Origin of the sequence: Candidatus Dactylopiibacterium carminicum (assembly GCF_014736495.1) — a bacterium.
GTDB lineage: Bacteria > Pseudomonadota > Gammaproteobacteria > Burkholderiales > Rhodocyclaceae > Uliginosibacterium > Uliginosibacterium carminicum.
The window spans coordinates 1-25718 of the sequence record NZ_MDUX01000053.1; the positions used below are offsets into that span (position 1 = coordinate 1).

Here is a 25718-nt window from a genome sequence, read left to right on the forward strand (position 1 = left end):
GAAAAACAGTATTTCATGAAGCTCGGGGCTGTCTAGGAAACCCGGGGCGATTCAGGGTGACCGCAGGGTTGGGCGTCATTCGCAGACTGCCAACGCCAAAGGAAGACTGCGCCGAGCACAAGACCTACCGGCGTTTGCAACGCATAGAGGACGTTACGGAGCGCCGACGCATTCAAAGGAAATTGCGTAAAGAACAACGTCCCGATAGAAAGCGCCACAAGAAGAGCGATGGGCAGCTTTGATTTACGTGGTGACCAGTGCGCGGCAAGTGCTCCAGCGACTACCGATGCGCAGAACCCGAACCCTTGAACAAAGAGCCACTCACCGCTTTCGGGCAGATACGGCCCGGGCAGGGAGCGATAAGGTTCTGAATAGATGGCAGCCCACACGAAAGGACGGAGAGCCCAATACACGACGCTAAAAAGAACCGCGAACAGCGGGTGTGCCACCATTCCGACCAGCACGGCCCGCCAAACGGATTGAACCTTAGGAGGATGCTTGAGAGAGAGTAGTTTCATGACGCCCAACTTGTTATAGGGATCAGTTTTGCCGCATAACATCGGCACGCGCTCCCTAACATGGCACGACCGACCAGCGAAGATGGTCTCCCAGAGTGACTTTCCATGATTCCGCTGTAAATATGAACAGCATTAACAGAATCGACAAAAACCTCACTCTCCAGAATCCGGGCTAAAGGGGCTGAACGACCGCTTTGTGGCTACGAGACTGAGCGCCCACTGCTGGCCGGCAGCGGCCATTCTAGCCTGTTGGCATTAACAGCAGAAAAGGCCGATTTGCCGTGGTTTAGACGATGTGTCAGGCGGCTGCTTGTGGTCGTTGAGGTTCATGGGATGACGAACGACAGGCTTGGTCAGCAGCAGCTGTCTGCGATAACCGGCACGCTTGTGTGCATCACCAAGCCAGGGCAGTGATCAGCGGGATCGTGATGTGTGATTGCATGCGCGCGGATTGCGTCGCTGTGTCCAGACGGTATATCAATGCGGTTTGGCAAAACTGACGTTTGAAATCCGCCATGCTCTCTCCCTTATCAGTAATCTGCGCGGTTTCGAGGGGCTTATCGCACTTTCCAGGGCTGGGCAGGGCAAACGTACTAACAGTGTCCGCCATGCCATGCGTCTGAAGTTTGAGGAGAAACGCCGTGTCCATGTCTGTTGATCAGCGGAGGGTTTTGCTTGCGGGGGCGACGGGGCTGGTAGGAGGCTTGATGCTTCAGGCCCTGCTTGCCGATGAGGCCGTTTCGGTGGTGCATGCGCTGAGCCGCTGGCCATTGGGCGTCCACCATCCGAAACTCTAGGTTCACATCGTGGATTTCAGCCGTTTGCCCGTGTTGCCCCCGGCTGACGAGGTGTATCTGGCACTCGGCACCACGATCAAGGTGGCGGGTAGTCAGGCGGCATTTCGGGCCGTCGATCTGTACGCCAATCTGGCCGTGGTCAGGGCTGCATTTGCCGCGGGTGTCCGGCGTGTGGGGCTGGTCAGCGCGGCGGGGGCCGATGCTAAATCTTCCATGTTCTACAACCGCGTCAAAGGCGAGCTGGAGGATGCGCTCAAGGCGATGACGCTGGAGACGCTGGTCATTGCCCGGCCTTCCCTGCTGCTGGATAGCCGGGAGGGTTTGCAACAGCCACCGCGCATCGGCGAGAAGATCGCGATTCCGATTGCCAGGCTGCTGGCACCCCTCCTGCCCGGCACCTACCGGCCGGTGCATGCGCGTGCGGTCGCACAGGCATTAATCAGCACCGTGCCTCTGACACGGGGCGTGGTGGTGATGGCATCAGATGAACTTGCCAGGGCGGCAGGCCCGCGCTGACGAGTGCGGTTCGCCAGGGGGATGGCCGCCACGGGCACAGTGGAGGCGCTACCCGGCCGGCGCCGGCATCCCGAGACTGATACGGATGTGGCGGGTGCCCCGATGCGGGCTAGCCTCGATGAGGGTTCCTGAAGATGTCTTCCACGGGCAGCTCGAAAAGTGCGCTGATACGGAACGCCAGCTCCAGGGACGGGTCGTGCTTCTCGGTTTCGATGGCATTGACGGCTTGCCGGGAAACGCCCAGTTTTTCCGCCAGATCCGCCTGGGTCCATCCGGCCTCGGCACGCAGCACGCGCAATCGGTTTTTCATTCAATGACTCGTGCGGACGAAGGGTGAAACCAGCGCGTAGATCGCCCAGAAGCAGGGATAGATCAGCCAGCCGGGAATGTGTGTTGCCGCCGCATAGGTCTCTCCGAAGCCCCAGGCAGTCCAGAGCGCCAGCGTGCCGCCTGCGGCCAGCACAAAACACTTGGCGACGATCACGCGCACATATTCATCGCTCTGCGCCATGAGCCGCAGCGTCGCCCATATCTGGCCGACCACAGGTGCTGTCACCGCGACAGCAACGGCCCATCCCGCCGGCTGGCCGAGGATGTCATCGAAAAGCCCCACGATCGCGGCGGCGTTGATCAGGATGTAGATCGCCATGAAGCACAAGGTGCGGACGATATAGGTTCGCTCCGGCGGGGAGCGGCGGAGGGCGGTGATCTCGGGATGCATGACGGGGTTTTCTGTGTAAGGTGAACATGACTTTATGTTTGTCATGTATTGCTGTCAATATGTAAAGTAAACATTACTATTTTGCCCGACGCGTTTGTACTCCGGCAGCGGCCACCATGCCGCCTGAAGCGCCAGGCGCGCGATCTCCCGCAGATATGGCGGGCGCGGGGATAACATCGGCGCCTGTTTGGAGGGATCAGACATGCCGGAGCGCAGTCGTGTTGTCATGGAAGGGCTGATCGTTGCGCTGCTGCTCGGCGTGGGGCTGCCTGCCCTTGCCGCGCCGGCGTGTGCGCCCTTGCCGGCGGAATTGGTTGAAGACACGCGCCTGGAGGCCGGTTGCACCTACCACCAGGGGGTGACGATCACGCGGCCGCTGACGCTGGACTGCTAGGGGGCCGTCTTCGACGGGGAGGGCAAGGTGCTGCGCGGGCTGGTGATCGATTCGCGCGGCGAGCCGCTTGCGGGCGTCACGGTGCGCAACTGCAGCTTCCGCCGCTTTGCTCGCCACGGGGTGCTGATCCACTGGGGGCTGGCGAACGACAGGAAGCTCGCGCGCTATCCCGAGCGCGAGGAGCGCTGGCGCCGCGCACCGCAGGACATCCTGCTGGAGAACCTGCGCGTGGAGCAGAACGCGGTGATGGGCATCGTCATCGACGACTACGTGCAGCGTGTGACGATGGCGCGGGTGAGCGTGATCGACAATCCGGGCTGGGGCCTGTACTGGGATCACGATTCGCGCGGTCACCTGCTGATCCATTCGGAGGTCTGCCGCAACGGCCATGGCAGCGCCTTTGGCAAGCCGGGGCTTTCGATCGATGCGTCGAGTGACAATCGCGTGATCGACACGGCGTTCGAGGACAACGGCCGTTCGGCCATCGAGCTGTACCGCAACTGCTGGGAGTTCGCCGCGACCAATCCGCGCTCGGTGCCGCGCGAAGAGGGCGCGAACCGCAACCAGATCCTCGGCAACCGCTTCATCGACGAGAAGGTCGGGGTCTGGATCGCTTCGCGCCAGAGCCAGGATGTGAGCCGCATGCAGTGCGGCAGGCCGGCGTACCACGAAGGGCGCTACGTGGAGGACGAGGCGCGCGACAACGTGGTGGCGCGCAACCGCTTCGAGCGCCTGCGCGGGCGTGGCATCGTGGTGGAGGACGACGCCAACAGCGTGATCGGCAACCGTTTCGAGCATGGCGAAGGTGCCATCTCGGTCGGCACGCCGATCCGGGCCCGCGTGTTGCATCGCCCCGTCGTGGGCACCCTGCTGCGCGACAATCAGGCGGACGATGGCGTCGATCCGCAGCCGGGGCCGCAGGACTGACGTATCGCTGCCAATGCCGGTCAGCCGCCGGCGGGGCGTGCCGCGGCCGTGCGTGACAATTCCTCGATCACTTGTGCAAGCAATGGCACGGCCGCGCGGATGCGCTCCACGGGAACGCCGCCGTAGCCGAGGTTCATGCCGTTGCGCCGGGTCGATGCGTCCTGGTAGTACATCGACAGCGGGCGCACCACGAGGCCGCGCGTCAGAGCGCCGGAAGCCACCATGGTGTCATCGATCGGCCGGTTGAAGTGGTACAGCAGCTGCAGGCCGGCGTGGCCGCCGGATACGCTGACGGCATCGCCCAGATGGCGTGTCATCTCCTCGATCAGCACGTCGCGCCGCTCGCGGTATACCTGCCGCATGCGCTTGATATGGGCGCTGAAATGCCCCTCGGCGATGAACTCCGCCAGTGCGGCCTGCTCGATCAGGCGGCCGCCGCGATACAGCTCGGAATTGCCGATCTGGAAGGCGTTGATCAAGTCTTCCGGCAACACCATGTAGGACAGCCGCAGGCCCGGGAACATCACCTTGCTGAAGGTGCCGAGGTAGATCACGCGCTGCTTGCGCGCCAGGCCGAACAGCGAGGCCACGGTGCGGTTGTCATAGCGCTGCTCGTTGTCGTAGTCGTCCTCGATGATCCAGGCGCCCGCGTCGTCGGCGCCTTCGAGCAGCGCCAGGCGCCGCTCCAGCGACAGCACCGTGCCGGTCGGGTACTGGCTGGAGGGCGAGACGTAGATCAGGCGCGGCGGGTGGTTCCAGTCTTCGGCGCGCGGCGCCATGCCCGCCTCGTCGACGGGGATGGGCACCGTGGCGAGCCCGGCCGCCTGCAGCACGTTGCGCGCGCCCCAGTAGCCCGGCTCCTCGATCCAGGCGCGGTCGCCGACGTCGCAGAGCATGCGTGCGCACAGATCCAGCGCCTGATGCGAGCCATTGAGGATCACGATCTGCCGGGGCTGGCAGCTCATCAGCCGCGAGACGCCCAGGTATTCGGCAATGGCCGATTTGAGCGGGCCGTAGCCGCTGCCGGCGTAATCGAGCAGGCGGCCCATGTCCCGGCTCATGTGCTTGTTGATCAGGCGCTTCCAGGTCGCGAAGGGGAACTGGTCGGTATCCGGCACGCCGGGGATGAAGGCGCCGCGCTGGATGGTGCTGCTGGCCGCGTGGCTGGCGATCTGGTTGCCGCGCCGTGACAGGCCTTCGCGCCGCGTGCCGATCAGGCGTTTCTGCACGCTGAAGGTCTCGCGCCCGTTGAGCGCTTCCGAGACGTAGGAGCCCGAGCCCGGGCGGCCCCTCCAGATAGCCTTCCACCAGCAGTTGCTCGTAGGCGCGCACCACGGTGTTGCGCCCCAGCTGCAGTTCCTTGCACAGCTGGCGGGTGGAGGGCAGCTGGTCGCCGCCCCGCAATTGCTTGTCCAGGATGGCTTGCCGCAGGACGAGGTAGAGCTGGTTGTGCAGCAGCTGGCTCGTTGCTTGCTGGTCCAGACGGTTGCGAACGAGTTCGCAGATGAGTTCCTTGTCCATCGGGCGGGGGCAGGGCGGGGATCTGAAAGTGGATTCTTCTTTCTGCCTGAAAGTGGTTCCGGATGGAGCCAATTATTACCCTAGGATGCATTCCATGCGTAGTTCCCGTGGTGGCGAGAGGCCGATGGCTCCAGCCGCCCGGGCGTATCAAGCGGAGAAATGGCCTGTGATGAACCGAACCGATCCTGCTGGCGAAGCCCACGTGACCTTCAGCGGCGTGCGCAAGACCTACGATGGCGAGCACCTGATCGTGAGCGACCTGAACCTTGCCATCCGGCGCGGCGAATTCCTCACGCTGCTGGGGCCCTCCGGCTCGGGCAAGACCACCTGCCTGATGATGCTGGCGGGTTTCGAGACGCCTACCGCCGGCGAGATCCGGCTCAACGGCCAGGTCATCAACCGGCTGCCGCCGCATCGTCGCAACATCGGCATGGTGTTCCAGAACTATGCGTTGTTCCCGCACATGACGGTGCGCGAGAACCTGCGCTTTCCGCTGGCGATCCGCAAGCTGCCGGCCGCCGAGATCGACAGGAAGGTGACGCGGGCGCTGGACATGGTGCAGCTGGGCGGGCTCGGCGAGCGTTATCCGCAGCAGCTCTCCGGCGGGCAGCAGCAGCGCATCGCGCTGGCCCGCGCGCTGGTGTTCGACCCGGAGCTGGTGCTGATGGACGAGCCGCTCGGCGCGCTGGACAAGCAGTTGCGCGAGCACATGCAGCTGGAGATCAAGCATCTGCAGCAGGCGCTGGGTGTCACCGTGGTGTTCGTGACGCATGACCAGAGCGAGGCGCTGACGATGTCGGACCGCATCGCCGTGTTCGATCAGGGCGTGATCCAGCAGATCGACGATCCGGCCACGCTCTACGAACTGCCGGCCAACAATTTCGTGGCCAACTTCATCGGCGAGAACAACGCGCTGGAAGGCGCGGTGGAGTCGGTCGAGGGCGATCGCTGCACCGTGAAGCTGGATGGCGGGCTGCGCGTGCAGGCCTCGATCGGCAATCCGGTCGCGACTGGTGCGCGCACCGTGCTGTCGGTCCGCCCGGAGAGCATCCAGCTCAATGTCCAGTCGCTCGGCTGCGCCAACCGTCTCGGCGGCTACGTGCGCGAGATCACCTATCTGGGTGACCACCTGCGCGTGCAGGTGGAGCTGGCCGGGCGCAAGCAGATCATCGTCAAGGCGCCGGCCGCGCAGCACAAACACCGTTTCGATACAGGCGACGCCATCCACGTCGGCATCAATCCGCAGCAGATCCGCGCCCTGGCGCCTTCCGCATGACTCCCTGAATTTCCCTGATTCCCCCTCGTCCCGTCTGGAGAAGCCCATGATCCGTTCCGCCCCTTCCGTGCGCCCGCTGAGCCTGCTCTGTGCCACGTTGTTCTGTCTCGCCGGCGCCGCCCAGGCGGCTGCGCCGACCGTCATCTTCTTCGGGGGGACCAACCAGAAGGCGCAGGCCAAGGCCTTCTACGAGCCCTTCACCAAGGCCTCCGGAATCAAGATCGTGGCCGGTGAATACACCGGCGAGCAGGCCCGCGTGAAAGCCATGGTCGAGGCGAAGAACGTCACCTGGGATGTCGTCGAGGTCGAGTCGCCCGAGCTGGCCCGTGGCTGCGAGGAAGGGCTCTACGAGAAGCTGGATTTCGCCAGGATCGGCGCCAAGGCGGATTTCGTGCCGGCAGCCGTCACCGAGTGCGGCATCGGCATCTTCGTGTGGTCCACCGTGCTGGCCTACAACGCCGAGAAGCTCGCGGTCGCGCCCACTTCCTGGGCCGATTTCTGGGACGTGAAGAAGTTTCCCGGCAAGCGCGGTCTGCGCAAGGGGGCGAAGTTCACGCTCGAATTCGCGCTGCTGGCCGATGGCGTGAAGCCCGAGGAAATCTACAAGGTGCTGGGCAGCAAGGCCGGGGTGGATCGCGCCTTCCGCAAGCTGGATCAGCTCAAGCCCCATATCCAGTGGTGGGAAGCCGGCGCGCAGCCGCCGCAACTGCTGGCCGCGGGCGACGTGGTGATGAGCAGCGCCTACAACGGCCGCATCGCCACTGCGCAGAAGGAGGGCAAGAAGCTCGCCATCAGCTAAACCAACAACATCTATGACTTCGATTTCTGGGCCATCCCGACCGGCGCACCGAACAAGACGGAAGCCTACAAGTTCATCGCCTTCGCCAGCCTGCCGGAAAACCAGAAGGTCTTCGCCGGCGAGATTCCCTACGGCCCGACCAACCTGAAGGGCACGGCGCTGGTCGACAAGGCCATCGCTACGGACCTGCCCACCGCGCCGCAGAACATGAAGGGCGCATTCGCCAGCAATACCCAGTTCTGGGTGGAGCACAGCGAGGATCTGGAACAGCGCTTCAACGCCTGGGCCGCGAAGTAAGCCGCGCCATGCCGGGGTCCAGGGTCTGTTGACAATCACTCGCCGGATGATTGGCAAACAGACCCTAGCGCCGCCGCCCCGGCCTCCGAAAGACATCAATGCCGCCAGAGGATGGAAGCATGTCCGAACTGACCGCCACGCTGCCTGCCGTTGCCGCCGGGTCGCAGGCGCCTTCGCTGAAACAGCAGCTGGCTCGTGCCGAGCGCATCAGGAAGCTGAAATATGCTGCCCTGATCCTGCCGCTCGCGCTGTTCCTGCTGTTGAGCTTCCTGTGGCCCATCGCCGCGCTGCTGCTGCGCAGCGTGGACAATCCCGAAGTCATCGCCGCGCTGCCCCAAACCAGCGCGCTGCTGCGCGGCTGGGATGGCCAGACCCTGCCGGACGAAACCACCTTCAATGCCCTGGCCCGCGATCTGGCCGCGGTGAGCGGCACACCGCCGCTGGCCGCAGCCGCGCGCCGGCTCAACATGGAGCAGCTAGGTTTCCGCACCCTGATGATGAAGACGGCACGCGCCGTGCCGCTGGCTGAAGGCGTCGGCGCGCGTCATGCGCTGGTCGAGGTCGACGAGCGCTGGGGCGAGGTGGCGACCTGGCATTTCCTGGCCCGCAACGCTTCGCCCTGGACGGCCCGCCACCTGCTCGCCGCGCTGGACCGCACCTACGACGAGCAGGGTCGCGTGGTGAAGACCGATGAGGAGCAGGCCATCTACATCGATGTCTTCAAGCGCACCTTCGGCATGGCGCTGGTCGTCACGCTGTGCTGCCTGATGCTGGGCTTTCCGCTGGCCTACCTGATGGCCACGCTGCCGGTGCGCACCGCCAACGTGATGATGATCTTCGTGTTGCTGCCGTTCTGGACTTCCATCCTCGTCCGCGTGGCGGCCTGGATCGTGCTGCTGCAGAGCGAGGGCCTGGTGAATCAGGCGCTGCGCGGCCTCGGGCTGATCGATCAGCCGCTGCAGCTGGTGTTCAACAGCACCGGCGTCTATATCGCGATGGTGCACATCCTGCTGCCCTTCATGATCCTGCCGCTCTACAGCGTGATGAAGGGCATCTCGCCGCTCTACATGCGTGCGGCATTGTCGCTGGGCTGCCCGCCCTTCCGCAGCTTCTGGAAGGTGTACTTCCCGCAGTCGCTGCCCGGTGTGGGCGCCGGCTGCCTGCTGGTGTTCATCCTGTGCATGGGCTACTACATCACGCCGGCCCTGCTGGGGAGCCCCTCGGAGCAGATGGCCAGCTACTTCGTGGCCTTCTACACCAACCAGACGATCAACTGGGGCATGGCCGCGGCACTCTCGACCATCCTCTTCATCGCCACCCTGCTGCTCTACATGGTGTATGCGCGCCTGATCGGCAATCAGGATGCGGCCGCCCGCGCCCGCTGAAGGAGAAAGACATGCTCGCCTCCTACGCCTCTCCGCTCGAACGCGCCTGGTACTACGGCCTGCGCATCCTGTGCGGGCTGGTGCTGCTGTTCCTGATGCTGCCGGTGCTGGTGATCGCGCCGCTGTCGTTCAACGCGGATTCCTTCTTGCTCTACCCGATGTCCGGCTTCTCGCTGCAGTGGTACGAGGAGATCTTCGCCTCGCCGACCTGGCGCCAGGCCTTCCTCAACAGCTGCATCGTCTCGCCTTGCGCCACCCTGCTTGCGGTGCTGCTCGGCACGCCGGCCGCCGTGGGGCTGGCCCGCGCCGATTTCCCGGGCAAGGCGCTGCTGACGGCCATCCTCATCTCGCCGATGGTGGTGCCGGTGGTGATCGTCGGGGTGGCCACCTACCTCGTCTTTGCGCCGATCGGGCTGGCGGGCAGCTATCTCGGCCTGATCATGGTGCACGCCGCGCTGGGCGTGCCCTTCGTGATCACCACGGTCACCGCCACGCTGCAGGGCTTCGATTTCAACCTGGTGCGCGCGGCGGCCAGCCTGGGGGCGAACCCGCTCACCGCCTCCTTCCGCATCACCCTGCCGCTGGTGGCGCCGGGCGTGATCTCAGGCGGCCTCTTCGCCTTCGGCATCTCGTTCGACGAAGTGGTCGTCACCCTGTTCCTCGCCGGGCCCGAGCAGAGCACGCTGCCGCGCCAGATGTTCGCCGGCATCCGCGAGAACATCAGCCCGGCCATCGCCGCGGTGGCCACCATCATGACGATTCTTTCCACGCTGATGCTGGTTACGCTCGAATGGCTGCGCCGCCGTGGCGAGCGCCTGCGCGACAGCCCTTCCTGAGTCGGCCCTGCCGCCGTTTTCCCCATTGTGTGTTTGCCGTATTGCGCCGCCGGTGCAAGGGCTTCGTGCAGGCCGGCGCCCGGCCTCCGTTGCCCCACGACCGGCTCCGACCCGAATCTTCCGAACAAGGATGTCCCGATGCTGAACCTCAAGGATCCCGCATTGCTGCGTGAGCAATGCTTCATCGATGGTGCCTGGTGTGGCGCCGATGCCGGCGCGACGCTGGCGGTACGCAACCCGGCTACGGGCGAGCGGATCGGGCAGGTGCCGAAGATGGGGGGCGACGAAACCCGCCGCGCCATCGAGGCCGCCAACGCCGCCCTGCCGGCCTGGCGCGCGAAGACTGCCGCCGAGCGTGGCCGCCTGCTGCGCCGCTGGTTCGAGCTGCTGATGGCGCATCAGGATGACCTCGGGCTGATCATGACCAGCGAGCAGGGCAAGCCGCTGGCAGAGGCGCGCGGCGAGATCGCGTATGCCGCTGGCTATCTCGAATGGTTCGCCGAGGAAGGCCGCCGCGCCTATGGCGAGATCATCCCGCCGCACGCGGCGGACAAGCGCATCCTCGTCACCCGCGAGCCGGTGGGCGTCTGTGCGGCGATCACGCCGTGGAATTTCCCGGCAGCGATGATCACGCGCAAGGCCGGCGCGGCGCTGGCCGCCGGTTGCACCATGGTGCTCAAGCCGGCCTCGCAGACGCCTTTCTCGGCGCTGGCACTGGCCGAGCTGGCTGTGCGCGCGGGCATCCCGGCCGGCGTGTTCAACGTGATCACCGGCTCGGCCGTCGCCATTGGCAGCGAGTTGTGCGCCAACCCCGTCGTGCGCAAGCTCTCCTTCACCGGCTCCACCGAGATCGGCGCGCAGTTGATCGCGCAGTGCGCGCCCACGGTGAAAAAGCTGTCGATGGAGCTGGGCGGCAATGCGCCTTTCATCGTCTTCGATGACGCCGATCTGGATGCCGCCGTGGAGGGCGCGATGGCCTCCAAATACCGCAACGCCGGCCAGACCTGCGTCTGCGCCAACCGCCTGCTGGTGCAGGACGGCGTCTATGACGCCTTCACCGCGAAGCTCGCCGCCGCCGTGGCGCAGCTCAAGGTCGGCAACGGCGCCGAGCCCGGCGTCACCCAGGGGCCGCTGATCGATGCCGGCGCGCTCGCCAAGGTGGAAGAGCTGGTCGAGGACGCGCTCGCCAAGGGCGCCCGCGTGGTCTGCGGCGGCAAGCTGCACGCGCTGGGCGGCAGCTTCTTCGAGCCGACCATCCTGGCGGACGTGACGCCCGCGATGCGCGTGGCGCGCGAGGAAATCTTCGGCCCGGTGGCACCGCTGTTCCGCTTCCACTCCGAGGAGGAGGCCATTCGCATGGCCAACGACACCGAGTTCGGCCTCGCTTCCTACTTCTATGCCCGCGACGTGGCGCGCGTCTTCCGTGTCGCCGGGGGGCTGGAGTACGGCATGGTCGGCGCCAACACCGGCCTGATCTCCACCGAAGTCGCGCCCTTCGGTGGCGTCAAGGCTTCCGGCCTGGGCCGCGAGGGCTCGCGCCACGGCCTCGACGACTACCTCGAAACCAAATACGTCTGCCTCGGCGGCATCGCCTGAAGCCGCCAATCCTTGCCGATTCCATCCTCTGGAGAAAACGAACATGAACTCAGTGACCGATCTCAAATCCGGGGCCAGCAATGCCGGCCTGATGGCGCGCCGCGCCGCAGCCTTGCCGCGCGGTGTGGGCCAGGCCCATCCGGTTTTCGCGCAGCGCGCCGAGAACGCCGAGATCTGGGATGTGGAAGGGCGCCGCTGGATCGATTTCTGCGCCGGTATCGCCGTGCTCAATACAGGCCATCGCCATCCGAAAGTCATGGCTGCCGCCAGGGCGCAGCTGGAGGCCTATACCCACACCTGCTTCCAAGTGGTGGCCTACGAAGGTTACGTGGCGCTGTGCGAACGGCTGAACAAGCTGATGCCCGGGCCCACGCCGAAGAAATCCTTCCTGATGAATTCCGGCGCCGAGGCCGTGGAGAACGCGGTGAAGATCGCCCGCGCCCATACCGGCCGCCGAGGGGTGATCGCCTTTGGCGGCGGCTTCCACGGCCGCACGATGTTCACCATGGCGCTGACCGGCAAGGTCGATCCCTACAAGATCAAGTTCGGGCCATTCGCGGGCGACATCTACCATGTGCCATACCCCGACCCGCTGCACGGCATCACCGAGGACGAGGCCTTCACCGCGATCAAGCGACTGTTCAAATGGGATATCGAGGCGAGCGATGTGGCCGCCATCATCGTCGAGCCGGTGCAGGGCGAGGGCGGCTACATCCCCGCCTCCACGCGCTTCATGCAGGGACTGCGCGCGCTGTGCGACGAGCATGGCATCGTGCTCATCGTGGACGAGGTGCAATCCGGCATCGCACGCTGCGGCAAGTTCTTCGCCATCGAGCACCATCAGGTCGAGCCGGACATCCTCACCACGGCCAAGGGCCTGGGCGGCGGTCTGGTGATCTCGGGCGTGGTCGGCAAGGCGGCGATCATGGATGCCCCGGTGCCCGGCGGCCTGGGTGGCACCTATTCCGGCAATCCGGTGGCGGTGGCCACGGCCAATGCGGTGCTGGACGTGATCGAAGAGGAAAACCTCGTGGCCCGCGCCGCCAAACTGGGCGAGCACATGCGTGCCCGCCTCTTGGCGCTGAAGGCGCGTTTCGATTGCATTGCCGACGTGCGTGGTCTGGGCGCGATGACGGCGGTGGAGTTCTGCCACGGCGGCAAGCCGGAAAGCCCTGCCGGAGACATCGCCACCGCGCTGAAGAACGAAGCCGCGAAACGGGGCCTGCTGCTGCTCAACTGCGGCAACTACGGCAACGTGCTGCGCATCATGATTCCGCTGACCATTCCCTTCGCGCTGCTGGACGAGGGGCTGGACATCATCGAGGCGGCACTGGCGACGGTGACGGAGGGCTGAGAGCCCTCGGCCCGTCGTACACCTTAATGGGGGCCGCGCCGAACCTTGAGCGCTGCGGCGCTCCAGTGAGCGGCATGAGCGTTCGTGCCGGGGGGGCGGCGCATGAACGCAATTCCGCTCAAGGGCGCGAGCCTGCCAGCGGGCTTACCGCTCCGCCTGCAGAAGCCTGTACTCCAGCAGGCGCGGCGGTGCGCCCGGCGCGACGAGGATGACGAATTCCTCGCTGACCTAGCCTTGCGCATGAAAGCGCTGGTAGCGCAGCGTGATCCGTTCGCCCTCGGCCTGGGCCGACGTGCGTTCGCTGCCCAGCAGGCGGCCCAGCGTGGCGCGCGGTTGCAGGCGGGCCAGAAAGGCCGCCTCCGTTTCCTGGGCGCGCAAGGCCGGTGCGGCATCGTGCCAGATGCCCGCGAAGTCGGCTTCGGCCAGGGCGAGGTGGAAGGCGGAGACCGCCTCTTCGGCCTGACCGATGCGACGTGCTTCGTCCCCACAGGCGGCCAGCAGCAATGCACAGGAGAGGAAAAAGGCTGCTTTTCGCAGCCAGGGGATCGAGCGCATTTCGTTCCTTCTTCACGGGGATGGCATGGCCGGGTGCCTGTGCCGGCGGGGTCCGCTAGAATAGCGGACCCTGTCTGTTACGCGCCGCCGTAAAGGCGGCCCGTCTTTTTGGAGAAGCCGTGATGTACCAATCCCCCCTGCTCAAGGATCTGCAAGCCCGTGGCCTGATTGCCCAGACCACCGATGCAGATGCGCTCGATGAAATGCTCGCGCAGGGATCGGTCACGCTTTATTGCGGCTTCGATCCGACGGCCGATTCGCTGCATCTGGGGCATCTGGTGCCGGTGCTGGTCCTGAAGCGCTTCCAGCAGGCCGGCCACAAGCCCATCGCGCTGGTGGGCGGTGCCACCGGCATGATCGGCGACCCTTCCTTCAAGGCCACCGAGCGCAAGCTGAACACGCCGGAAGTGATCGCCGGCTGGGTGGAGAAAATCCGTGGCCAGGTTTCGCCCTTCCTTGCCTTCGATGGTGAGAACGCCGCGATCATGGCCAACAACTACGACTGGTTCGGCGGCATGGGTGCGCTGGAATTCCTGCGCGACATCGGCAAGCATTTCTCGGTGAATGCCATGATCAAGCGCGAATCCGTGCAGCAGCGGCTGAACCGCGACGAGGCCGGCATCTCCTACACCGAGTTCTCCTACGCTTTGCTGCAGGGCTACGACTTTGCCGAGCTGTACCAGCGCCATGGCTGCGTGCTGCAGATCGGCGGTTCGGATCAGTGGGGCAACATCACAGCCGGCACCAATCTCACGCGTCGCATGCATCAGGCACAGGTGTACGGCCTCACGCTGCCGCTGGTGACGAAATCCGATGGCACCAAGTTCGGCAAGACCGAGTCCGGCGCCATCTGGCTGGACCCGAAGAAGACCTCGCCTTACGCCTTCTACCAGTTCTGGCTGAACACGGCGGATGCCGACGTGTACAAGTTCATGCGCTACTTCACCTTCCTCTCTGTGGAAGAGATCGAGGCCATCGAGGCCGCCGACAAGGCCGCGGAAGGTCGCCCGCAGGCGCAACGCATCCTCGCCGAGCAAGCCACCGAACTGGTGCACGGCAAGGCCGCGCTGGAGGCTGCGCAACGCATCAGCGCGAGCCTCTTCTCCGGCGATCTGGCTGCGCTGACCGAGGCCGATCTGGCGCAGCTCGCGCAGGATGGCGTGCCGGGCGTGGAACTGGGCAAGGAAGTTGGCAGCCTGGTTGATGCGCTGGTCGCCACCGGTCTGGCGAAATCCAAGACCGAAGCGCGCAGCTTCATCCAGAGCGGTTCCGTGGCGATCAACGGCGCCAAGGTCGATGCCGTGGATCATGCCTTCGCGGAAGCCGAGCGCCTGTTCGGCCGATTCACGCTGCTGCGCCGGGGCAAGAAGCTTTACGCGATGATCCGCTGGGCTTGAGAGGCAGACTCATGGTGCGCCATGCGCACCGCTTATCTGTCCTCCGGTTTGTTGCTCGGTCAATTCACTTGCGCAACAGCCATTCGCCGACTCGCTCCGGCAGCATCCGCACCAGCACCGTGTCGCGGCGTATGAAGTGGTGATAGAAGGCCGCCGCGATGTGCAGCAGCACCACGACCGGCGCGATCCATTTGCCGGAGAAGTGGTGGATGCCATCCATGATCGGCTCGAAGGTCACCCAGTCGATCTGCAGGATCTGGAACAGCTCGGTGTTGGGAAAGCGCGGGATCTTGAAGAGATAGAGATCGATGGTCGCGGAAGTCGAGCCGCCCGTTCCCAGGTAGCCGGTGGCGGGCATGATGATCATCAGTGCGTACAGGCCCCAGTGCGCCAACTTGGCCAGCAGGTGCTCCACGCGGCTGCCCGGGGCGGCCTCCGGTTCGACGCTGACCCAGCGCCAGATCAGGCGGGGGATGACCAGCACGCCGACGAGGATGCCGAGAAACCAGTGAACGTTGAGCACGGGCAGGAACAGCGGATTGGTGCGATCGCGCTCCAGCACGAGTACCACGTAGTAGACGAACGGATAGCTGAGGATGAAGGCAGACGCGATGAGCCAGTGGTAGATGCCGGCGATGGCGCCGAAGCGTTCCCGGGTGTTCTTCAATTGCATGGTGCTCTCCTTGGACCGGCGTGTGTGTTGGGCATGGTCACTGCTGCAGGCCTGTCGATGGGGGGGCCTGCCGTTCCGGAGTCTGTGACAGAGGCGCTGTCCGGCTTTTGATCTTCATCGGGTTTCGTGCACATTGGTGATTGCGATATGGCCATGTTTTCATTGTGGTTTTGCTGTGATCCGGCGTGTGCTTGCCAGCGGGCAGTGCTGGCCGGGTGCCGCCGTCCGGGGGCTGTCATGAATCTGGGAAATGGGGATTGAGCGTGCAACAGGGGCTGTCTTCTTCGCGTGCCGGTGCGTTGTCGGCGTTTTCAGTGATGTGCGCCCTGGCTGCGCAGAATGTCGGCGCGGCCTTCGCCAAGCAGATTTTTCCACTGGTGGGCGCCGAAGGCATCGCGGCACTGCGCGTGGGGATTTCGGCCTGCCTGCTGCTGGCCTGGTTCCGGCCCTGGCGTATTTCCCTGGAGCGCCACGATGCGTTGAACCTGCTGATCTACGGCCTGGGCATGGGCTGCATGAATCTTTTCATCTATCACGCCTTCGCCCGCATTCCGATCGGTATCGCCGTGGCCATCGAGGTGACTGGTCCGCTTGCCGTGGTGCTTTTCTCTTCCCGCCGTCCGCGTGATTTCCTCTGGCTGGGCTGTGTGAGCGCAGGGCTCTACCTGTTGCTGCCGATCCACGCACAGGGGGCCGGGCTGGATCCGGTGGGTGTGGGCTGGGCCCTGGCCGCCGCTATCTGCTGGGCGATGTACATCGTCTTCGGCAAACGGGTATCCCATCTGGAAGGCGGGCAGGCCGTTGCCTGGGGCATGTTCGCTGCTGCCGCCTTCACGGCGCCGGTGGGGGCGGCGCATTCCGGCGTCACGCTGCTGATGCCCTCCATCCTGCTCATCGGCACGGCAGTGGCCGTACTCTCCAGTGCAATCCCCTATTTCGTGGAGATGCAGGTGATGAGGCGTTTGCCGCGCCGTGTCTTCGGCATTCTGGTGAGTACTGCACCGGCCATCGCCGCGCTGGCGGGCTGGGTGATCCTGGGAGAGCGCCTGAGCGCCGTACAGTGGCTGGCCATCGGCCTGATCATCCTGGCTTCGGTGGGGGCTGCAGCCACGGCCGGCAAGCGTCAGGCGGCAGTCATCGAACCGTAGAGCCTGTTCATGATCTTTCTTGTGTCATGAAAAAGTTGCAACTCAACCCCCCCCGACCGTCCACGCTCGCCCCTGCATGGGCTCGCGGCTGCGCGGGCGGCGAGTAGTACTCGTCGAATTCCCCGCTTCGCCCCCTTGCCAGGGGAGGAGCACACCAAATCGCGCCGAATCGACCTCCCTCCCCTGATAAAGGGGCGGGAAGAGGGAATTCGCAAGGCAATGCCTTGTGTCTCTGAAGCAGATCGGGTGTGCAAACCCGGTCCTCCGGCTGGGGAGGGGGTTGAATGACAAACGAAAATCATGAACAGGTTCTTAGGCTTGCAAGCGCGGCGCCATCAGCTCCGGGAGCCACTGCATGAAGACCTGCACACGCCGGGGCAGGTGGCGGCGGTTGGGATACAGCAACGAAACCGGCATCGGTGCGGCGCGCCATTCCGGCAGGATCTCGACCAGTCGCCCCGCCTGCAGATGTGCCAGCATGCCGGCACATGGCACCTGGATGATGCCCAGGCCGGCGAGAGCTGCACCTTCGTAGGCCGCTGTGGTGTTCACCGTCAGTGCTCCGGGCATGGGCAGCATGCGTTGCCCGCCGTCCGTGTCCAGATATTCGAAACCGGCAGGACGGACCCCAGGCTGGGAACGTAATGCACCAGCCGGTGCGTGCCCAGATCTGCCGGCGTGTGCGGCGTGCCGAAGGCTGCGAGGTAATCCGGGCTGGCGCAATTGATCATCCGGTATTCGCCCAAGGGCCGCGCAATCAGCGAGGAGTCGGCCAGCCGCCCCACACGCAGCACGCAGTCGAAACCTTCACGGATCAGATCCACGCGGCGATCCACTGAGGAAAGTTCGAGTTCCAGCGCGGGATGTCCGGCCAGGAAGCCGGGCAGGGCGGGCAGCACCACGTCGCGTGCGACGGCTTGCGGCATGTCCACACGCAGACGCCCGCGCAAGGTGGAGGCCTCTGCCCGGAACAGGCCCTGCAGCTCGTCGAGATCGGCCAGCAGATCTTCGGCGCGCTCCCGGAACACCCGGCCGTCCTGCGTCATCTCCACGCGCCGTGTGGTGCGATGCAGCAGGCGGGTGCCCAGCTCCGCTTCCAGCTGGCAGATCGCCGCAGACGCGCTCGCACGGGGCAACCCGAGCTGCTCGGCGGCAGCACTGAAGCTGGCCAGCTCGGCGACCCGGACGAAGATACGCATGATGTCGGTCAGATTCATGGGAGCGATTGTTGGCTATTTCTGGATAGTCTATTCGTTTTGTTGTTGTTTATTTGATTATTTGTAATAAATAGACTGGCTCCGTCCTTTCAAACAAACCCAGGAGTCCAGCATGAACCGCAAGATCGCCCTCATCACTGGCGGCAGCCGTGGCCTTGGCCGCAATGCCGCGCTCAAGCTCGCCGCACGCGGCGTGGATCTCATCATCACCTGGCGCAGCCAGGCGGACGAGGCTCAGACCGTCGTCCGTGAAGCTGGAGAACTGGGGGCCAGGGCTGTCGCTCTGCCGCTGGATGTGGCGGATAGCGCAAGTTTTGCGGCTTTTGCCAATGCCGTGTCCGGGGCGCTGCGTACGCACTGGCAGCGGGAGCGCTTCGACTATCTGCTCAACAATGCCGGCGTGGGGCTGCACATGGCATTCACCGAAACCACCGAGGCACAGTTCGATGAAATGATGCGCATCCACCTCAAGGCCCCGTTCTTTCTCAGCCAGGCCCTGCTGCCGCTGATCGAGGATGGTGGCCGCATCCTGAATGTCTCGTCTGGGCTGGCGCGTTTTTCGTATCCGGGCTCGGCCGCCTACGCGACGATGAAGGGCGGCCTCGAAGTGCTGACGCGCTACATGGCCCTGGAGCTTGCGCCGAGGCGCATTGCCGTCAATGTGATCGCGCCGGGGGCGATTGCCACCGATTTTTCGGGCGGCAGGGTACGCGACAACGCCGAGCTGAACGCCACCATTGCGGGCCGGACTGCGCTTGGCCGCGTTGGCTTGCCCGATGACATCGGTGACGCGATGAGCCTGCTGCTTTCCGACGAGGCCGGCTGGATCAACGGGCAGCGCATCGAGGTTGCCGGCGGCATTCATCTATGACAAGGATCTGACGCATGATCCGTTATCGATCATGCGTTTGTCTTTCTCCGGATGCCCATTTTCGGGGCGCGGATTTTTGTATTCCGCGCCATTTTGGTTGTCCGGAGCGCTGCGCCCTGTGTAAAGTACCGCCCCCGAGGCGCGGGTAAGGCGTTGTTGAAGTCGGCACGCGCTTTGCTTATTCGCCTTCGCCAGCCCGGATTACCGGGGGCGGTGGTGCCGGCCATTGCGGATGGAGCGCGGGAATTCGCCTTCCTTGCCCCATCATGCAGCGCCGGCACCCATCATTCCGCTAACGCTCTCTCATTGCGAGACAAAAATGAAGAAACAGATCCTTGCAGCAAGCATCGCCGCGGCCCTGGTCTCCCCCGTCATGGCCGCCGATCCCGCAGTTGAAAAACTGGAAAAGCAGATCATCGATCTGCAAAAGCAAGTGGCCGAGATCAAACAGGCCAAGGACACTCCTGCTGCAACTGAAACCGGCACCAAGTTCCGCGTGTATGGTTTTCCCGTCTGGATGCCGTGCACAACTTCGGTGGTCGCAACAACTGTGGCAATGGTGGTGACTGGGCCGCTTACCAGCCCAACATCGCGCTGACCGGTTCCGAAGATGCTGGTCGCAAGGGCGAAACCTACATGCACACCCGCGTGTCGCGCATCGGTTTCGAAACCACGTCTGCAACCGAACTGGGCGCGCTGAATGCCAAGGTGGAAGGTGACTTCTACACCAACAACGGCTTCCGCATCCGTCACGCGTATGGCCAGATCGGCGGCCTGCTGGTGGGCCAGACCTGGTCGACCTTCATGGATCTGGACTCCTCGCCTGACACGGTGGACTTCAACGGCCCGACGGGGAACACCTCGCTGCGTCAGCCGCAGATCCGCTACACCTATGGTACCGACTTCGGCAATTTCATCGGCGCGCTGGAAACCAAGTCCACCGGTTCCGATGCGGATGACAACCTGTCGCGCAGCCTGGATCTGGTTGCCCGTTGGGACAAGGCTTTCAACTGGGGCCATGTCGCCCTGCGCGGCCTGACCACCGAGAATGCCGTCAAGGGTGACAGCGTTAGCGCCTCCAAGCGTGGCTACGGCGTGGGTCTGGGCGGTTCCTACAAGATCACCCCGGCCACTGCCCTGCTGCTCAGCCCCACCTATGGCAAGGGCATGGGCCGCTTCTTCAATGAATCGGTCGGTGCGACTGTCGATGGCGGCAAGGTCTATCTGCCCAAGGAAGTGGGCGCCGTGGTTTCGCTGCAACAGCAATTCAGCAGCAAGCTGCGTGGCACCCTGGCCTATGGTCAGCAACGCACCCTGGGCAGCGACTACGTTGATCACGTGTCTGGCACGACCAACCGGCTCCTCCGCTCGGGCAGCGTCGGCCTGATGTGGAACCCGGTGAAGGACGTCGAGTTCGGCGGCGAATTCATGCTGTCGCATCGCCGTACCATCGACGGCTCCAGCGGTACCGAGCCGCGCCTGAACCTGGCCGCGACCTACTCCTTCGGCAACTGAGCCCCGGCACAGTCTGTCCGAGAGACGAAGCCCCCGCATTGCGGGGGCTTTTTTCATTGCGCGGGTAGCAGGTACTTCCGGGGGTCAGTCGGCAAACACGCTGCGGTTACGCCCGGCGTTCTTGGCTTCATACAGTGCGGTATCCGCACGCGTGATGATGCGCCGGTAGTCTGGATGGCCATCGTAGGCTGCCAATCCGATGCTGATGGTGACATTCAGGCTGCGACCACCGCTGAGCAGGATGTTGGTCTGCCCGATTCTGGTGCGCATCTTTTCCGCGACGGCCAGCGCGGTCATGCTGTCCACATCGACCAGGATGACGAGAATTTCCTCTCCGCCATAACGGAATACGAAATCGCCGGATCGCACTGAATTCATGATCAGTGCGGCAATCTGTTGCAGCACCGTGTCGCCGGTGTCGTGGCCGTAGCTGTCGTTGACCCGCTTGAAATGATCGATGTCGATCAGCATCACCGTGAACTTGTGATTGGTCTTCTTCGCAAGCTCGATTTCGCGCATCAGTGCGGAAGGCAGGAAGCGGCGGTTGAGCAGCTTGGTCAGTGCATCGCGCCCGTTTTCGACCTCCAGATAGCGGTCGAACAAGGTGGTCAGCAGGAATTTGATCTCGGAGACGTCGCTGTCGAGCTGGGTGAACAGCGCCGAAATCTGTTCGGCATCCAGATGGGCGTCCAGTTGCGGCACGATCTGCAGGTCGATGCGTTCGGTGATCGACTGGATCTGGCGGATTTCGGGCGAGCGGTCGAACATGAACTGTGCCTTGTGCACCAGCCACAGGCCGAATTCCGAGTGCCCGATCAAGGGCATGCGGCTGCCCGGCCGGCGGAAGGCCGAACTCATGATCAGGTGATTCCATTCCACCAGTGCTGCGCGCTGGCGCTCGCGTTCGATGGCGAGATCCTGACTCAGCGAGAAAAGCCGGTAGGCTTCGTCCGTTCTGGCGTCGCGATCGGCGTTGGAAACGAAAGACGAGTTCATGGTCTCGAAGGCGAGATCGACAAGCGCGTGGATATAGATCAGCGCGCTTTTGAGTGTGTCGCGATCCAGGCTCGCGTCGGCCGCGATGTACTCGCTGAGCCAGTGCTTGAGATAGCGGGCGCCCCGACAGACAAGATTGATCGGAATCTTGATGCGGGCATGACTGGTGCCGACCTGGCGTTGCTGGGCGATGGAGGCAGACACAAGTGAGGGGTCGCTGGTGCCGAAAAGCATGTTCAGCCAGCGCAGCAGGGCCTGCCCGAGGCGGTTCTCAACGATGGCGTGATTGAGGAAGATCGTGGCTTCCGGATCCTCCAGCATGACCTTGTAGAAACGTGTCGAGAGTTCCGGTGCCCGCTGGCGAACGATATCAGCCACCTTGATGCGGACTTCGGTGGAAATCTGTGCGATGACCTCTTGCCATTGTCGTTCCGTGGCCTGGCAGGTTTCTGTTTCACCGGTTTCGGCAGGAGGCGGATCCTCCGAGTATTCGCCAGGATTCATGACTATTCCCCCACGATGTTGAAGGCCGGGCTTCGCGTTCCGCACACATTCTTACCGGACACGGGGCCTGTTTCTCAAGGAATTTTTGCCTGTGTCTACTCTAATAGGCTATCCGGGCTATCCATGCTGCCCGGATATCCTGACGGGCAGATCAGCCGTAGCGCCTTGCTGCGGCCACGGCCAGCCCCGCGCCAATGCTGCCGAAGCGATCGCCTTCGCAGGCGCGGGCTGCCGGTAGCAAGGCGGCGATGGCTTCGCGCAGTTGCGGTACGCCGCTGCCACCGCCGGTGAAGAACAGGGTGTCGACCTGCTGGTGGTGCAGGCCGGCCTGTTGCAGCAATGTCGCGAGCGTGGTCACCACGCGGCCGACCAGCTCGGCGCTGGCCTGGGTGAAATCCGGGCGGCCGATAGACGCATCGAGTTCCGGGAAATACTCGGTCAGCGCCAGTTGCGTGCGCTCCGTGTCCGACAGCGCGATCTTCGCCTGCTCCACCTGCAGGGCCAGCCAATGGCCGGCGCGGCGTTCGATGAGGCGGCTGAGCCGGTCGAGCAGGCTGCGTTCGCCTCCCAGGCGGTAGAGCTGCTGGCAGTCGTTCCAGGCTGCGCGCGAATAGGCCAGCGGGATGGTGTGCCAGGTGGCGAGCTGGAAATACAGGCTGGAAGGCAGCGGCGCGCCTGTGCGCCCACGGCTGCCAAGGCCAAAGTGAGGCATCGCACAGGCTAGATTGAGCACGCGGTCGAAATCGGTTCCTCCGATGTGCACGCCACCACTGGCGAGCAGGTCCGCCTGCCGGTCTTCGCTTCGGGCACGCTCTGGGCCAAGGCGAACCAGCGAGAAGTCCGTGGTGCCGCCACCGATGTCGGCAATCAGTACGACTTCCTCACGTGCCAGTGTCTGTTCGTAGTGATAGGCCGCGCCCAGTGGTTCGTACTGGAAGCTTAGCTCACGGAACCCTACGGCACGGGCGATCTCGGCCAGCGTGTCCTCGGCCCTGCGGTCCGCTTCCGCGTCGTCATCGACGAAGAACACCGGTCGGCCGAACACGGCGCAGTCGAACGAGCGGCCAGCGGCGGCTTCGGCCCGCAGCTTGAGTTCGCCGATGAAGGTGGTGAGCAGGGCACGGAAAGGCAGCGCGCGGCCCGCCACCTCCGTGTGTGCATCGATCAGGCTGCTGCCGAGCAGGCTCTTGAGCGAGCGTACCAGGCGGCCTTCGTAACCGTCGAGGTACTGTGCCATGGCCTCGCGGCCGAAGTGGGTGCTGTCCTCGTCGGCATTGAAGAAGACTGCCGAGGGCAGGGTGGGGCGGCCATCTTCCAGGGCCAGCAGAGGGCGTACGCCAGGGCGCAGCCAGCCGACCGTGGAGTTGGACGTGCCGAAGTCCACGCCACAGGCGCGTGCGGGAGATGCAGACATGGGATGCAACAGAGGGGTGAAGCGGGCGCGGCATGATAGCTGAGGATGCCGTTCCGTGCGGGGGATGACGGGCCTTCTGGCAGGTCGGACCTGCCCGCGCCGGATGCATGTGAGGCGCGGGCGGATCGGCGGCCGGATCAGCTGGTCGACGTGAGCAGGGCCGCAATGCCCAGAACCGCGAAGATCAGGGCGCAGACGATGTGTACGGTGCGGATCGGTACGCGGCGGGTGAGGCGGTCGCCGAACCAGACCACGGGGGCGTTGGCCAGCATCATGCCCAGCGTGGTGCCGACGACGACCCAGACGATTTCGGTGTAGCGCGCAGCCAGGGCGACCGTGGCGATCTGCGTCTTGTCGCCCATCTCGACGATGAAGAAGGCGAACACCGTGGTGAGGTAGGCGCCGAAACGCGCCGGCGTGTTGCTCTCGTTTTCGTCGAGCTTGTCGGGGATCAGCATCCAGGCGCCCATGGCGAGGAAGGAAATGCCGAGGATCCAGCGCATGGCGTCACCGCCGAGATAGGTGGTGATCCATTGCCCGACGGCGGCCGCACAGGCGTGATTGACCAGCGTGGCGGTGAAGATGCCGAGGCAGATTGGTAGGGGTTTTTTGAGGCGAGCGGCGAGAAGAAGTGCCAGGAGTTGGGTCTTGTCGCCCATTTCTGCGAGGGCGACGATACCGGTCGAGACGAGAAGTGCTTCCATGGAAGAAGGAGTCGGCAGGTCGACGGATGCGGACGATTGACTGCCACGCCCGTCGACCTGCATCGACTCCGCGACAGTCAAAGGTCTCGCCGAACCCGGTGTTGGCTCCCCGCGCCATGATCTTGCGATTAAGTCTGTTGACGCAGGGCCCTCTTGCAGAGGGTGGCTACTCCCCGATGACGGGCCGAATTATACGTCTTTCTGGGTAGATGTCACTGTGACATCTCGTGTGGCAATGCCCCACAGGATCATTCCAGTAAGGCCACGGACTTCACCTGCAGCCAGATCGTGTCGCCGATCTCCAGTGCCAGCTGGGCCGCGGCGCGGCGCGTCAGGCGGGCGAGCAGCAGGGAGTCACCCACCCGTGCCTGCACCAGCGCAAGGCTTGGATGCTCGTCTTCGGCGATGGCGGTGATCGTCGCGGGCAGCAGGTTCTGGATGCTGCTGTCCTCGCTGGGGTGGCGGCTGATGCTGACGTCGCGTGCCAGCACGCGCACACGGACATGGCTGCCGACGGCCAGCCCGGCATCGCGTGCCCACAGGCTCCCTCCGGTGAAGTCGAAGCGCGCCAGCTGCCACTCGTCGTCGCGTGCGCCGACATGCGCATCGAGTACCACACCGGCATCCTCGCCGAGCCGGATGGGTAGATCGACCCGGCCAGCGTTTCCGCCAGCGGGCCGTCGGCAAGGGCGCGGCCGCCTTCGAGCACGACCAGATGGTCGGCCAGGCGCGCGACTTCATCCGGCGCGTGAGCAGCGCACGGGCGATGGCCACGCGCTGACGTTCGCCCCCGGAGAGATTATCCGGTCGGCGCGTGAGCAGATGGGCGATGCCGAAGCGCTCGGCCATGGCGACGATTTCCTCTTCCTGCACCGCGCCCAGTGCGCGTTTTATGCCGAAGGCAAGATTGCGGCGCACGTCGATGTGCGGGAACAGGCTGGCTTCCTGGAAGACATAGCCGATGGCACGTTGCCAGGTAGGTGTGAAGCGGCCGCGTTCGTCTTGCCAGCATTCGTCATTGAGTGCGATGTTGGCCTGGCCCGCGCGCTCCAGGCCGGCCACGCAGCGCAGCAGCGTGGTCTTGCCAGAACCTGAATGGCCGAACAGCGCGGTCACGCCATGGCCGGGCAGAGTGAGGTCCACGTCGAGCGTGAATGCCGGAAATTGATGCCTGACACGGAGGGTGAGGGAGGTGCTGCTCATGGGGTTTTTCTCCGGGCATCCGGGTTCAGTGTGTAGAGCGTGATCAGCACGGCGAATGAGAACACCACCATGCCGCCAGCCAGCCAGTGTGCCTGGGCGTATTCAAGCGCCTCGACGCGATCGAAGATCTGCACGGACACCACACGGGTCTGTCCCGGAATGTTGCCGCCGATCATCATCACCACGCCGAATTCGCCGACGGTATGGGCGAAGCCCAGTACCGAGGCGGTGAGGAAGCCCGGGCGTGCCAGCGGCATCACCACGGACCAGAAGGTGTCCCAGGGACGTGCGCGCAGGGTGGCGGCCACTTCCAGCGGGCGTTTGCCGATGGCTTCGATGGCATTCTGGATCGGCTGCACGACGAAGGGCGTGGAGTAGATCACCGAGGCGATCACCAGCCCCTGAAAGGTGAAGTGAATCGCCCCCGGTTCACTAGACACTTCGAAGCCTTAAGCTGGCAACCAAGTGGAGGTGTCTATGAGTAGCAAGCGATACACGGAAGAGTTCAAGATTGAAGCGGTCAAGCAAGTGACCGATCGCGGACATAGCGTTGCGGACGTTGCCGGGCGACTGGATGTGAGCAT

At 64.3% G+C, this 25718-nt stretch carries 25 protein-coding genes, 4 pseudogenes and 1 riboswitch; of the genes and pseudogenes, 16 read left to right on the forward strand and 13 right to left on the reverse strand.

What is annotated here, in order from left to right:
• A partial coding sequence (locus BGI27_RS18180; RefSeq protein WP_223871812.1) for a hypothetical protein occupies window positions 1–242 on the forward strand: 242 nt, incomplete at its 5' end.
• A gap of 1082 nt (window positions 243–1324) precedes the next feature.
• Window positions 1325–1831, forward strand: coding sequence for a Rossmann-fold NAD(P)-binding domain-containing protein (locus BGI27_RS13880; RefSeq protein ID WP_223871813.1), 507 nt, complete (start codon window positions 1325–1327; stop codon window positions 1829–1831).
• A gap of 109 nt (window positions 1832–1940) precedes the next feature.
• Here the strand turns inward: BGI27_RS13880 and BGI27_RS13885 are convergent, their stop codons facing one another.
• Together BGI27_RS13885 and BGI27_RS13890 are read right to left on the reverse strand one after the other, a co-directional pair.
• The gene (locus BGI27_RS13885) at window positions 1941–2141 is read right to left on the reverse strand and encodes a helix-turn-helix transcriptional regulator (protein WP_095525446.1); all 201 of its coding nucleotides are present in this window, start codon (window positions 2139–2141) and stop codon (window positions 1941–1943) included.
• Window positions 2142–2552, reverse strand: coding sequence for a hypothetical protein (locus BGI27_RS13890; protein WP_095525447.1), 411 nt, complete (start codon window positions 2550–2552; stop codon window positions 2142–2144). It abuts the gene before it with no gap.
• Window positions 2553–2754: 202 nt separating this feature from the next.
• On the opposite strand from BGI27_RS13890, the gene BGI27_RS13895 reads away from it, so the two are divergent.
• Window positions 2755–2946, forward strand: coding sequence for a hypothetical protein (locus BGI27_RS13895; protein ID WP_095530069.1), 192 nt, complete (start codon window positions 2755–2757; stop codon window positions 2944–2946).
• Between the two features lie 42 nt (window positions 2947–2988).
• A complete protein-coding gene (locus tag BGI27_RS13900; protein ID WP_141239769.1) occupies window positions 2989–3873 on the forward strand; it encodes a right-handed parallel beta-helix repeat-containing protein in 885 nt (294 codons plus the stop codon).
• A gap of 20 nt (window positions 3874–3893) precedes the next feature.
• Here the strand turns inward: BGI27_RS13900 and pdxR are convergent.
• Window positions 3894–5394, reverse strand: a pseudogene (gene pdxR, locus BGI27_RS13905) (MocR-like pyridoxine biosynthesis transcription factor PdxR).
• 169 nt (window positions 5395–5563) lie between these two features.
• Here pdxR and BGI27_RS13910 point away from each other — a divergent pair.
• The 6 genes and pseudogenes from BGI27_RS13910 to gabT all read left to right on the forward strand — a co-directional run bounded on the left by BGI27_RS13910 (window position 5564) and on the right by gabT (window position 12937).
• Window positions 5564–6670 carry an ABC transporter ATP-binding protein gene (locus tag BGI27_RS13910; protein WP_095525449.1) on the forward strand — a complete coding sequence of 369 codons (1107 nt, stop codon included), beginning with the start codon at window positions 5564–5566 and terminating at the stop codon, window positions 6668–6670.
• Between the two features lie 46 nt (window positions 6671–6716).
• A pseudogene (locus tag BGI27_RS13915) lies at window positions 6717–7613 on the forward strand (ABC transporter substrate-binding protein); the annotation flags it as partial.
• Between the two features lie 272 nt (window positions 7614–7885).
• Window positions 7886–9151, forward strand: coding sequence for an ABC transporter permease (locus BGI27_RS13920; RefSeq protein WP_095525450.1), 1266 nt, complete (start codon window positions 7886–7888; stop codon window positions 9149–9151).
• A gap of 11 nt (window positions 9152–9162) precedes the next feature.
• A complete protein-coding gene (locus BGI27_RS13925) occupies window positions 9163–9987 on the forward strand; it encodes an ABC transporter permease (RefSeq protein ID WP_095525451.1) in 825 nt (274 codons plus the stop codon).
• Between the two features lie 138 nt (window positions 9988–10125).
• Window positions 10126–11583, forward strand: a complete 1458-nt coding sequence (gene gabD / locus BGI27_RS13930; protein ID WP_095525452.1) for an NADP-dependent succinate-semialdehyde dehydrogenase — start codon at window positions 10126–10128, stop codon at window positions 11581–11583.
• A gap of 43 nt (window positions 11584–11626) precedes the next feature.
• On the forward strand, window positions 11627–12937 hold the full coding sequence (gabT, locus tag BGI27_RS13935) for a 4-aminobutyrate--2-oxoglutarate transaminase (protein WP_095525453.1): 1311 nt from the start codon (window positions 11627–11629) through the stop codon (window positions 12935–12937).
• 228 nt (window positions 12938–13165) lie between these two features.
• Here the strand turns inward: gabT and BGI27_RS13940 are convergent, their stop codons facing one another.
• Window positions 13166–13492: a hypothetical protein gene (locus BGI27_RS13940; RefSeq protein WP_095525454.1), complete on the reverse strand. Its 327-nt coding sequence runs from the start codon at window positions 13490–13492 to the stop codon at window positions 13166–13168.
• A 122-nt stretch (window positions 13493–13614) separates the two neighbouring features.
• On the opposite strand from BGI27_RS13940, the gene tyrS reads away from it, so the two are divergent.
• Window positions 13615–14889, forward strand: coding sequence for a tyrosine--tRNA ligase (gene tyrS / locus BGI27_RS13945; RefSeq protein WP_095525455.1), 1275 nt, complete (start codon window positions 13615–13617; stop codon window positions 14887–14889).
• A gap of 64 nt (window positions 14890–14953) precedes the next feature.
• On the opposite strand, the gene BGI27_RS13950 is transcribed toward tyrS, so the two are convergent.
• Entirely contained in the window at window positions 14954–15562 is a 609-nt protein-coding gene (locus BGI27_RS13950; protein WP_095525456.1) for a cytochrome b, read from the reverse strand.
• Between the two features lie 263 nt (window positions 15563–15825).
• On the opposite strand from BGI27_RS13950, the gene BGI27_RS13955 reads away from it, so the two are divergent.
• Window positions 15826–16710 carry an EamA family transporter gene (locus tag BGI27_RS13955; RefSeq protein WP_223871816.1) on the forward strand — a complete coding sequence of 295 codons (885 nt, stop codon included), beginning with the start codon at window positions 15826–15828 and terminating at the stop codon, window positions 16708–16710.
• A gap of 312 nt (window positions 16711–17022) precedes the next feature.
• On the opposite strand, the gene BGI27_RS18555 is transcribed toward BGI27_RS13955, so the two are convergent.
• Entirely contained in the window at window positions 17023–17280 is a 258-nt protein-coding gene (locus BGI27_RS18555; protein WP_263406635.1) for a LysR substrate-binding domain-containing protein, read from the reverse strand.
• On the reverse strand, window positions 17265–17927 hold the full coding sequence (locus BGI27_RS13960) for a LysR family transcriptional regulator (RefSeq protein WP_263406636.1): 663 nt from the start codon (window positions 17925–17927) through the stop codon (window positions 17265–17267). Before BGI27_RS13960 ends, BGI27_RS18555 begins: the two co-directional genes overlap by 16 nt.
• 112 nt (window positions 17928–18039) lie before the next feature.
• Between BGI27_RS13960 and BGI27_RS13965 the strand changes: the two genes are divergently transcribed.
• The 3 genes from BGI27_RS13965 (at window position 18040) to BGI27_RS13975 (ending at window position 20313) form a co-directional block, all read left to right on the forward strand.
• Complete coding sequence (locus BGI27_RS13965; RefSeq protein ID WP_095525457.1) at window positions 18040–18798, forward strand: SDR family NAD(P)-dependent oxidoreductase; 759 nt, start codon at window positions 18040–18042, stop codon at window positions 18796–18798.
• Window positions 18799–19117: 319 nt separating this feature from the next.
• Window positions 19118–19396, forward strand: a complete 279-nt coding sequence (locus BGI27_RS13970) for a hypothetical protein (RefSeq protein WP_095530064.1) — start codon at window positions 19118–19120, stop codon at window positions 19394–19396.
• A complete protein-coding gene (locus BGI27_RS13975; protein WP_095525458.1) occupies window positions 19321–20313 on the forward strand; it encodes a DcaP family trimeric outer membrane transporter in 993 nt (330 codons plus the stop codon). The genes BGI27_RS13970 and BGI27_RS13975 overlap by 76 nt, the downstream gene beginning before the upstream one ends.
• A gap of 84 nt (window positions 20314–20397) precedes the next feature.
• Here the strand turns inward: BGI27_RS13975 and BGI27_RS13980 are convergent, their stop codons facing one another.
• The 6 genes and pseudogenes from BGI27_RS13980 to BGI27_RS14000 all read right to left on the reverse strand — a co-directional run.
• On the reverse strand, window positions 20398–21813 hold the full coding sequence (locus BGI27_RS13980) for a GGDEF domain-containing protein (protein WP_095525459.1): 1416 nt from the start codon (window positions 21811–21813) through the stop codon (window positions 20398–20400).
• A 151-nt stretch (window positions 21814–21964) separates the two neighbouring features.
• Window positions 21965–23227: an Hsp70 family protein gene (locus tag BGI27_RS13985; RefSeq protein ID WP_095525460.1), complete on the reverse strand. Its 1263-nt coding sequence runs from the start codon at window positions 23225–23227 to the stop codon at window positions 21965–21967.
• A 137-nt stretch (window positions 23228–23364) separates the two neighbouring features.
• Entirely contained in the window at window positions 23365–23931 is a 567-nt protein-coding gene (locus tag BGI27_RS13990) for a TMEM165/GDT1 family protein (protein ID WP_095525461.1), read from the reverse strand.
• 59 nt (window positions 23932–23990) lie between these two features.
• Window positions 23991–24118, reverse strand: a riboswitch (yybP-ykoY riboswitch).
• A 61-nt stretch (window positions 24119–24179) separates the two neighbouring features.
• A complete protein-coding gene (locus BGI27_RS18190) occupies window positions 24180–24548 on the reverse strand; it encodes a TOBE domain-containing protein (protein ID WP_223871815.1) in 369 nt (122 codons plus the stop codon).
• A 187-nt stretch (window positions 24549–24735) separates the two neighbouring features.
• Window positions 24736–25134: pseudogene (locus BGI27_RS18195) on the reverse strand (ATP-binding cassette domain-containing protein); the annotation flags it as partial.
• Window positions 25131–25559 (reverse strand): annotated as a pseudogene (locus BGI27_RS14000) (molybdate ABC transporter permease subunit); the annotation flags it as partial. The pseudogenes BGI27_RS18195 and BGI27_RS14000, both read right to left, overlap by 4 nt.
• Before the next feature lie 52 nt (window positions 25560–25611).
• Between BGI27_RS14000 and BGI27_RS14005 the strand changes: the two are divergent.
• On the forward strand, window positions 25612–25718 hold a 107-nt coding region (locus tag BGI27_RS14005), incomplete at its 3' end, for a transposase (protein ID WP_141239830.1).